Origin of the sequence: Nocardia thailandica NBRC 100428 (genome assembly GCF_000308795.1) — a bacterium.
GTDB lineage: Bacteria > Actinomycetota > Actinomycetes > Mycobacteriales > Mycobacteriaceae > Nocardia > Nocardia thailandica.
The window spans coordinates 1-9,076 of record NZ_BAGK01000062.1; the positions used below are offsets into that span (position 1 = coordinate 1).

Here is a 9,076-nt window from a genome sequence, read left to right on the forward strand (position 1 = left end):
GTGGTGTTGCTGGTGCTGCATTCCGGGGGCGGCCGGGTGAAGGCGCTGGTGCCCGCGCTGCAGAAGCTCGGCGCGGTGACCCACGACTGCGCGAAGCTGGCCAAGCCGGCCGAGAAGGCGGAGTTCGTCCGCGCCGAGTTCCGGGCGGCGGGGATCAAGGTGTCGGGTGAGGTCGTGCAGCTGCTGCTGGACTCGGTGGGGTCCGAGCTGCGCGAGCTGGCGGCCGCCTGTTCGCAGCTGGCCGCCGACACCGGCGGGAAGGTCGACGCCGCCGCCGTGCGGCGCTACTACTCCGGCCGGGCGGAGATCACCGGTTTCGAGGTGGCCGACCTGGCCATGGCCGGCGACCGGCCCGCCGCGATGGAGGCCCTGCGCTGGGCCACCGACCGCGGGGTCGCGCACGTGTTGCTGGCCGACGCGCTCGCCGACTCCGTCCACACCATCGCCCGCGTCGGGTCCGCCGGGCGGGGCGACCCGTTCAAGCTGGCGCCGCAGCTCGGGATGCCGCCGTGGAAGGTCAAGAAGGCCCAGGGTCAGATGCGCGGCTGGACCCCGGCCACCATCGGCTCGGCCCTGCGGGTGGTCGCCACGCTCAACGCCGACGTCAAGGGCGGCGCGGCGGACGCGACCTTCGCCCTCGAACTCGCGCTGTCCCGGCTGCTGGACCTGCGCGGGGCGCGCTGACGCCGTCGGACCCGGAAAGGGCCGGTGCGCGCGTCGCGCGAACCGGCCCCGGCGAACACTCGGGCGGACGTTATTCGCCGACGGCCACCAGCTCGTCCTCGGCGTCCTCGTAGCGGCCGTCCCACTCCTCGTACACGGGGACTTCCTCCTCCCGCGTGACGACCCAGATCGGGGTGAACCCCTCGTCCTCGCTGCCGACCAGGACGTTCTCGATCTTGAGACCGATCCCCAGGATCTCCGCCGCGCGGATCACCTCGGGCAGATCCTCGCCGGATACCACTGTCTGATTCGCGTACACCGTCACCATGCGCGGAATAGTAGCCGACGACAAAAGCCGCCGTGGTCATCGAGGCCACGGCGGCTACGGCCACCTATCGGGTATCGCGCGATACCCGCAGATCAGATCTTGTTGAGCGCCAGCGCCAGGGCCGACTTCTTGTTGGCGGCCTGGTTGGCGTGAATGACGCCCTTCGAGGCAGCCTTGTCCAGCTTGCGGCTGGCGAACTGCAGCTGCTCCGCCGCCTTTTCCTTGTCGCCCGACGCAGCGGCCTCGCGGAAGTTGCGGATCGCAGTGCGCAGCGCGGACTTGACCGACTGGTTGCGCTTGCGCGCCGCCTCGTTGGTACGGATCCGCTTCATCTGGGACTTGATGTTGGCCACGCCTGTATCCTCTGGTTTCCTGTCGCTGGTGGTATGTCCTGAAAGTCCATGAGACGCGCGCTACGTTCCGCACAGCGAATCATGCTGAACAGCGGGTAACACCGCGCCGACGATCGAGGTTACCAGGTACCCCGCTGCCGGGCGAAATCGGCCCGTCCCGGGTACCTGCCGCCGGGCGATTTCACCCGTTTCAGGTGATGCAAGAAATTTACCTGTGTCTCACACGGCCCGGTCATCGGGTGTAGCACGATTTTTCCCATGACATCCACCACAGCGCCGAGTTCGGCTCGATCTGCATCACCGGCGTTGGTGAGGTCGAACGGACACCCGGTTCCGCGGCAGGCCGGGTTGTTCGAGGGGTACGGGCCGGGCCGTTTCGCCGACGCCTTCGACGAGATGTTCGACGGGCAGGGACGGGTCAGGGCACCGTACAAGGGCATTCACGCCGCGCTCGACGGTATCGACGCCGACGATCTGGCCAAACGCTCCGACGCGCTGGACCGCGCGTTCATCGACCAGGGCATCACCTTCTCCCTATCGGGCCAGGAACGCCCCTTCCCGCTCGACCTGGTGCCCCGGGTGATCGCGGCCACCGAGTGGGCCAAGCTCGAACGCGGCATCAAACAGCGCGTCACCGCCCTCGAACTGTTCCTGGCCGACGTCTACGGCGAGCAGAACATCCTGCGCGAAGGGGTGATCCCCAAACGCCTGGTCACCTCGTGCGAGCACTTCCACCGCGAGGCCGCGGGCCTGGTCCCGCCGAACGGCGTCCGCATCCACGTCTCCGGCATCGATCTGGTGCGCGACGAGAAGGGCGATTTCCGCGTCCTCGAGGACAACCTGCGCTCGCCGTCGGGCGTCTCGTACGTGATGGAGAACCGCCGCACCATGGCCCGGGTGTTCCCGGACCTGTTCTCCTCGCACCGGGTGCGCGCGGTCGGCGACTACGCCGGTCACCTGCTGCGCGCCCTGCGCGCCTCGGCCGCCCCGAACGAGGCCGACCCGACCGTGGTGGTGCTGACCCCCGGCGTGCACAACTCGGCCTATTTCGAGCATTCGCTGCTGGCCCGCCAGATGGGCGTCGAACTGGTCGAGGGCCGCGACCTGTTCTGCCGCGACAATGTCGTCTACATGCGCACGACCGCGGGGGAGCGGCAGGTCGACGTCATCTACCGCCGGATCGACGACGCCTTTCTCGACCCGATGCACTTCCGCCCCGATTCCGTCCTCGGGGTGGCGGGCGTCCTCAACGCCGCGCGGGCGGGCAACGTGGTCGTCTCCAGCGCGGTCGGCAACGGCGTCGGCGACGACAAGCTCATCTACACCTACGTGCCCGCCATCATCGAGTACTACCTCGGCGAGAAGCCGATCCTGCCGAACGTGGACACCTTCCGCTGCTGGCTCGACGACGAACGCGCCGAGGTGCTCGACCGCATCGAGGAACTGGTCGTCAAGCCGGTCGAGGGGTCCGGGGGCTACGGCATCCTCATCGGCCCCGACGCCACCCGGCGCGAGCTGGACGCCATGCGCCGCAAGGTGCGCGCCGATCCGCGCGGCTGGATCGCCCAGCCGGTGGTGCAACTGTCGACGGTGCCGACCAAGATCGGTGACGAACTGGTGCCGCGCCACGTGGACCTACGCCCGTTCGCGGTCAACGACGGCGAGGACATCTGGGTGCTGCCCGGCGGGCTGACCCGGGTCGCGCTGCCGGAGGGCTCGCTGGTGGTCAACTCCAGCCAGGGCGGCGGCAGCAAGGACACCTGGGTGCTGGCACCCCGCTCGGCGCCCGTCGACCGCGAACTCGCGGGCGGCCGGCTGGTCGGGGAACCGCCGCAGGCGGATTCGTTCGAGCTGGGCCGCGAGCTGAGCGCGCCGCAGGCCAATCAGCAACAGCAGCAACAGCAGCAGACGCAGCGCCTGATCGGGGGATGACACAGTGCTGGCCCGCAACGCCGAATCCCTGTACTGGATCGGCCGATACGTCGAGCGCGCCGACGACACCGCGCGCATCCTGGACGTCGCCGTGCACCAGTTGCTCGAGGACGCGACCGTCGACGCCGACCACACCTCCCGGGTCCTGCTCAAGGTCCTCGGTATCGAACCGCCCGACGGCCCGCTGGACGTGTGGTCGGTGACCGATTTGGTCGCCTTCAGCCACGCGCACGGCGTCTCGATCAGCGACTCCGTCGCCAAGGCCCGCGAGAACGCCCGCGGCGCGCGCGAGGTCACCTCCAGCGAGATGTGGGAGTGCCTCAACGCGACCTACAACGGCATGGCGACCGCGGAACGGGCCGCGCGCGGACTCGGTCCGCACGAGTTCTTCCACTTCATCAAGGACCGCGCCGCCATGTTCGCCGGGCTGTCGGATTCGACCCTCAGCCGCGACGACGGGTACCGGTTCCTGCTGCTCGGCCGCTCGATCGAGCGGGTCGACATGATGGTGCGACTGCTGCTGTCGCGCGCGGGGGACCGCACGTCGTCCCCGGCCTGGGTGACCGTGCTGCGCTCGGCGGGCGCCCACGACACCTATCTGCGCACCCACCGAGGGGCGCTCGACGCCGCCCGGGTGGTCGAGTTCATCCTGCTCGACCGGCTGTTCCCGCGTTCGGTGTTCCATTCGCTGCGGGTGGCCGAGGCGTGCCTGACCGAACTGGACCAGCGGCCCGGCAGCCGCACCGGCGCCCGGCACGAGGCCCAGCGCCTGCTCGGCCGGGCCCGCAGCGAACTGGAGTTCCTGCCGCCGGGCGTCCTGCTCGAAGACCTCCAGGCCCGGCTGCTGTCGCTGCAGAAGTCCTGCCGCGAGGTCAGCGAAGCGGTGTCGCGTCAGTACTTCCACGCCGCCCCGTGGGTGGCCTGGACCGATGTGCGCAGCGGCTCGGACGGGCGCGTGCACGTGGAAGGTGAATTGTGAACGAGCGTCAGCGAGTGAACCATCGGCCCGGCGCGCCGCGGCGCGCGACGGTCCCGAGCGTCGGCGAGGTGGAGTCGTGAGCTGGCGGATCAGGGTGGTGCACACCACCGGTTACGTGTACGACGCGCCGGTCACCCGGTCGTTCAACGAGGCGCGGCTGACCCCGCGCGCCGACTCACGGCAGAACGTCATCCTCAACCGGGTGGAGACGGTGCCCGCGACCAGGTCCTACCGCTACACCGACTACTGGGGCACCGCGGTCACCGCCTTCGACCTGCACGCACCGCACACCGAACTCGAGGTCACCGGCTCCTCGGTGGTCGAGACCGAGCCGTTCTCCGGCCCGGCCGAGGAACTGGGCTGGGACGAGCTGCGCGCCGACGCCGTCGCCGACCGGTACGACGAGATGCTCGCGCCGACGGCGTACGTGCCGCACGACCGCAAGCTCGCGACCGTGGCCAAGCAGCTGTCGCGGGGCGAGCCGCCCGCCAAGGCGGTCGTCCGCGCGGCCGAATGGGTGCACAAGGAGATGGACTACATCGCGGGCACCACCTCGGTGCACACCTCGGCGCTGCAGGCCTTCGCCGATCGCCGCGGCGTGTGCCAGGACTACGCGCACCTGACGCTGGTCCTGTTGCGCAGCATGGGCATTCCGAGCCGGTACGTGTCGGGGTACCTGCATCCCCGGGCGGGCGCGACGGTGGGGGAGACCGTGGCGGGCCAGTCCCACGCGTGGATCGAGGCGTGGACCGGGCAGTGGTGGGGCTACGACCCGACCAACAACATCGCCATCAACGAACAGCACGTCTCGGTGGGCGTCGGGCGCGACTACGCCGACGTCCCGCCGCTCAAGGGCGTCTTCTCCGGCGCGGGCTCCACCGACCTCGAGGTCGTGGTGGAGATCACGCGGCTGGCCTAGACGACCGCGCCGCCCCGTACGCGGGGTACGGGGCGGCGCGGAGAGCGGGTCAGCTCCAGTGGTATTCGGCGACGAGCCGGTGGGCGACGAGATCGAAGGTCTTGCGTTCGACGATGGCGCCCTCGCGGCGGATGCCGTCCTCGGGGACGTCGAGGACCCGGTCGAGGCGCACCCAGCTCGGCCTGCCGTCGTGGTCCCACGCGCCGGACCCGATGCCCACCCAGTTGCGGTCGTGGGCGCGCTCGGGTTTGGAGGAGAGCATCAGCCCGAGCAGGGTCGAGCGGTCGCGCCCGACCACCAGGACGGGCCGGTCCTTGCCGTTGCTCGGGTCCTCCTCGAAGGGCACCCAGGTCCAGACGATCTCGCCGGGATCGGCCCGCCCGTCCAGTTGCGGGCTGTAGACGATCTGGCGGGCGCGATGCGCCGTGGGGACGGGGGTGGAGGCGGCGGGCCGGACCTTCACCGCGGGTGCCGGACGCGCGGCCGAAGACGACGACGACAGTGAACGCACGAGCTTGTCGAGCAGCCGCGGCCCCTGCTTCCGCACGATCTTCGGCCCCTGCTCCTTGGCGATGACGCCGAGCTGCTTGCCGAGTGTGTTCCAACTGCTGGCCATCCATGGAATATAACGGTGGAGCGGGTGTCGCTCATCCTCCCGAGGCCGCGGAAAAGCGGCCATGGGACGATAGGGGCAGTTCGCCGATACCCCTCGAGGAGTGGAGTGGCTTCCAGCTTTGCCGACACGACGTTCACCGATCCGTCCCGGATCAGGAACTTCTGCATCATCGCGCACATCGACCACGGCAAGTCGACGCTGGCCGACCGGATGCTGCAGCTCACCGGTGTGGTCGAGGAGCGCGCCATGCGTGCCCAGTACCTGGACCGGATGGACATCGAGCGCGAGCGCGGCATCACCATCAAGGCGCAGAACGTCCGGCTGCCCTGGGCCGTCGACGGGCAGGAGTACGTCCTGCACATGATCGACACGCCGGGCCACGTCGACTTCACCTACGAGGTGTCGCGGGCGCTGGAGGCGTGTGAGGGCGCGATCCTGCTGGTCGACGCCGCGCAGGGCATCGAGGCGCAGACGCTGGCGAACCTGTACCTGGCGATGGAACGCGACCTGGTGATCATCCCGGTGCTCAACAAGATCGACCTGCCCGCCGCCGATCCGGACCGCTACGCCGCCGAGATCGCGCACATCGTCGGTTGCGAGCCCGACGACGTGCTGCGGGTCTCGGGCAAGACCGGTGTCGGCGTCGACGCGCTGCTGGACAAGGTGATCGCCGAGGTCCCGCCGCCGGTCGGCGAGGCCGACGCGCCCGCCCGCGCGCTGATCTTCGACTCGGTCTACGACACCTACCGCGGCGTGGTCACCTACGTGCGCGTGGTCGACGGCAAGCTCACCCCGCGCCAGAAGATCAAGATGATGTCGACCGGCGCGCAGCACGAACTGCTCGAGATCGGCATCGTCTCGCCCGAGCCCAAGCCGACCCAGGGCCTCGGCGTCGGCGAGGTGGGTTACCTGATCACCGGCGTGAAGGACGTGCGCCAGTCCAAGGTCGGTGACACGGTGACCTCGGCGCGCGACGGCGCGGCCCAGGCGCTGGCCGGCTACCAGGAACCGCGGCCGATGGTCTACTCCGGCCTGTACCCGGTCGACGGCTCGGACTACCCCGACCTGCGCGACGCGCTGGACAAGCTGCAGCTCAACGACGCCGCGCTGACCTACCTGCCCGAGACCTCGGTCGCGCTCGGCTTCGGTTTCCGCTGCGGCTTCCTCGGCCTGCTGCACATGGAGATCACCCGCGAGCGCCTGCAGCGCGAGTTCGGCCTCGACCTGATCTCCACCGCGCCCAACGTGATCTACCGGGTGGTGATGGAGGACGGCACCGAGCACGTCGTCACCAACCCGTCGTACTGGCCCGAGGGCAAGGTCCGGCAGACCTTCGAGCCGATCACCAAGTGCACCGTGATCGCGCCCAGCGAGTTCGTCGGCACCATCATGGAGCTGTGCCAGAGCCGCCGCGGCGAGCTCCTCGGCATGGACTATCTGTCCGAGACCCGCGTCGAGATGCGCTACACGCTGCCGATGGCCGAGATCATCTTCGACTTCTTCGACTCGCTCAAGTCGCGGACCCGCGGCTACGCCTCGCTCGACTACGAGGAGGCGGGCGAGCAGTCCTCGGCGCTGGTCAAGGTGGACATCCTGCTGCAGGGCGAGGCGGTCGACGCGTTCAGCGCCATCGTGCACAAGGACGCCGCGCAGGCCTACGGCAACAAGATGACCACCAAGCTGCGCGAGCTCATCCCGCGCCAGCAGTTCGAGGTGCCGATCCAGGCCGCCATCGGCTCGAAGATCATCGCGCGCGAGAACATCCGGGCCATCCGCAAGGACGTGCTGGCCAAGTGCTACGGCGGCGACATCAGCCGCAAGCGCAAGCTGCTCGAGAAGCAGAAGGAGGGCAAGAAGCGCATGAAGACCATCGGCCGGGTCGACGTGCCGCAGGAGGCCTTCGTGGCGGCGCTGTCCTCGGACGCGGCCTCGGACAAGCCCAAGGGGAAATAGCGGAGAACCCCCGGTTTCCACCGGCTCGCCGAAACGCCTTGCCCACCTTAGGGTGTGTCTCTAGTGTGGGTTCGTCTTCGCCGCAGCCGTGGTGGGGGTGGCCGACAGCGGTGAAAGCGTGGATCGTGCATGAGGCGTGAGGTACCTTCCGGCAACGAGATCGAGCCGGGAACGACGGGCAACGACGTCGCCTACACGGTGGCCAACGGTGTGGCCCGGGTCGCCAGGGCGGGCGCGTACGTGACCGGTGGCGCGCTGGTCGCGGCCAACGGCGCCACCGCCGACCCCGGGCACGGCTCCAGCCACGCCGACAGCACCCAGGCGGGCTGGTCGCACGCGACGACCGGCGATCCGCGGCCGAACGAGCCGAGCCCGGTCGTCACGTTCCCCGACCTGCCGTACGAGCCGCCCGCGCGCACCCAGCCGCACCCCGACGCGGGCGCCCACCCGCCGGCGCACGACAACGTCAGCGTGGTCGCGCGGTCCGAGCCGGAGGCGCACGAGTGGCAGCCGCGGATCCCCGGCACCGCCGAGGAGTCCGACAACAGCGCCCTCGTCATCCCCGGCACCACCCTCGGCCCGGGAAACCACTACGGCCAGTCGGCCTTCCCCGGCTTCGGCGGGGAGGAGAGCAACGCGGGCGGGTCCGCCGACTCCGGTGTCGCCCTGCCGGGTACCGGCAACGGCGGCGGCTTCGGGCTGCCCGGAACCCCCGGCCTCCCCGGGATGTCGGGGCTACCCGGGCTGCCCGGCCACCCCGGTATGCCCGGCCTGGGGCTGCCCGGCACGCCCGGCCTCGGTCTGCCCGGGACGGCGTTCCCGACCCATCCCGCCGCCGGGCACGGCGACGCCGGGGCGGGCGCGCACGCGCCGTCGGGCAACTTCTTCGACGGTATCGGCGAGTCGCTCGGCGGCGGCTTCGGCGCGGTCGTGCAGACGCAGTGGGAGGTCGACTTCCACGCCGGGCTCGACGGCGTCTGGTTCACCTCCGAGATGCAGGTCGACGTCGCGGTCGGACACGTCGGTGATCAGCTCGACCAGTACCAGAAGTGGCTGGGCAGCGGCGCGAACACCATCCCCGGCACCGGTACCGGTGCGGCACACGACGATTCGTTCGGCCTGCCGGGCGCCGACAAGGGCATCGGCCTGCCCGGCACCGGCTCGGGCGCCGAGGCGAAGGCGGACGCCGACCCGTTCGCCGGCGTCGGGACGCCCGCGGGCTCCGGCTCCGGCGAGCCCGCGGCGACCGGTTCGGCCGGTGCCGCCGGTTCGGCGGGCGCCCCGGCCGACACCGGCCATGCCGCGCCCGGCGGGAAGCCCGCGGGCGAGACCG

At 70.4% G+C, this 9,076-nt stretch carries 8 protein-coding genes and 1 pseudogene; 6 read left to right on the forward strand and 3 right to left on the reverse strand.

Going from position 1 to position 9,076, the window contains the following annotated elements; translation table 11 throughout:
* On the forward strand, window positions 1-684 hold a 684-nt coding region (gene holA, locus ON36_RS06860), incomplete at its 5' end, for a DNA polymerase III subunit delta (RefSeq protein ID WP_043649135.1).
* 70 nt (window positions 685-754) lie between these two features.
* Here holA and ON36_RS06865 read toward each other — a convergent pair.
* A complete protein-coding gene (locus ON36_RS06865; RefSeq protein WP_043649138.1) occupies window positions 755-991 on the reverse strand; it encodes a hypothetical protein in 237 nt (78 codons plus the stop codon).
* Window positions 992-1,083: 92 nt separating this feature from the next.
* Window positions 1,084-1,344 carry a 30S ribosomal protein S20 gene (rpsT, locus tag ON36_RS06870; protein ID WP_019045815.1) on the reverse strand — a complete coding sequence of 87 codons (261 nt, stop codon included), beginning with the start codon at window positions 1,342-1,344 and terminating at the stop codon, window positions 1,084-1,086.
* Between the two features lie 396 nt (window positions 1,345-1,740).
* Between rpsT and ON36_RS06875 the strand changes: the two genes are divergently transcribed.
* The 3 genes from ON36_RS06875 to ON36_RS06885 all read left to right on the forward strand — a co-directional run bounded on the left by ON36_RS06875 (window position 1,741) and on the right by ON36_RS06885 (window position 5,174).
* Complete coding sequence (locus ON36_RS06875) at window positions 1,741-3,276, forward strand: circularly permuted type 2 ATP-grasp protein (protein ID WP_245557957.1); 1,536 nt, start codon at window positions 1,741-1,743, stop codon at window positions 3,274-3,276.
* Between the two features lie 4 nt (window positions 3,277-3,280).
* Window positions 3,281-4,255 carry an alpha-E domain-containing protein gene (locus tag ON36_RS06880; protein WP_043649143.1) on the forward strand — a complete coding sequence of 325 codons (975 nt, stop codon included), beginning with the start codon at window positions 3,281-3,283 and terminating at the stop codon, window positions 4,253-4,255.
* 76 nt (window positions 4,256-4,331) lie between these two features.
* Window positions 4,332-5,174, forward strand: a complete 843-nt coding sequence (locus ON36_RS06885; RefSeq protein WP_083884957.1) for a transglutaminase family protein — start codon at window positions 4,332-4,334, stop codon at window positions 5,172-5,174.
* A 49-nt stretch (window positions 5,175-5,223) separates the two neighbouring features.
* On the opposite strand, the gene ON36_RS06890 is transcribed toward ON36_RS06885, so the two are convergent.
* On the reverse strand, window positions 5,224-5,790 hold the full coding sequence (locus ON36_RS06890; protein WP_043649144.1) for a type II toxin-antitoxin system PemK/MazF family toxin: 567 nt from the start codon (window positions 5,788-5,790) through the stop codon (window positions 5,224-5,226).
* Between the two features lie 105 nt (window positions 5,791-5,895).
* Between ON36_RS06890 and lepA the strand changes: the two genes are divergently transcribed.
* Both lepA and ON36_RS06900 read left to right on the forward strand, forming a co-directional pair.
* Window positions 5,896-7,743 (forward strand): translation elongation factor 4, encoded by a 1,848-nt coding sequence (gene lepA, locus ON36_RS06895; RefSeq protein WP_157224806.1) that lies wholly within the window; start codon window positions 5,896-5,898, stop codon window positions 7,741-7,743.
* 129 nt (window positions 7,744-7,872) lie between these two features.
* A pseudogene (locus ON36_RS06900) lies at window positions 7,873-9,076 on the forward strand (hypothetical protein); the annotation flags it as partial.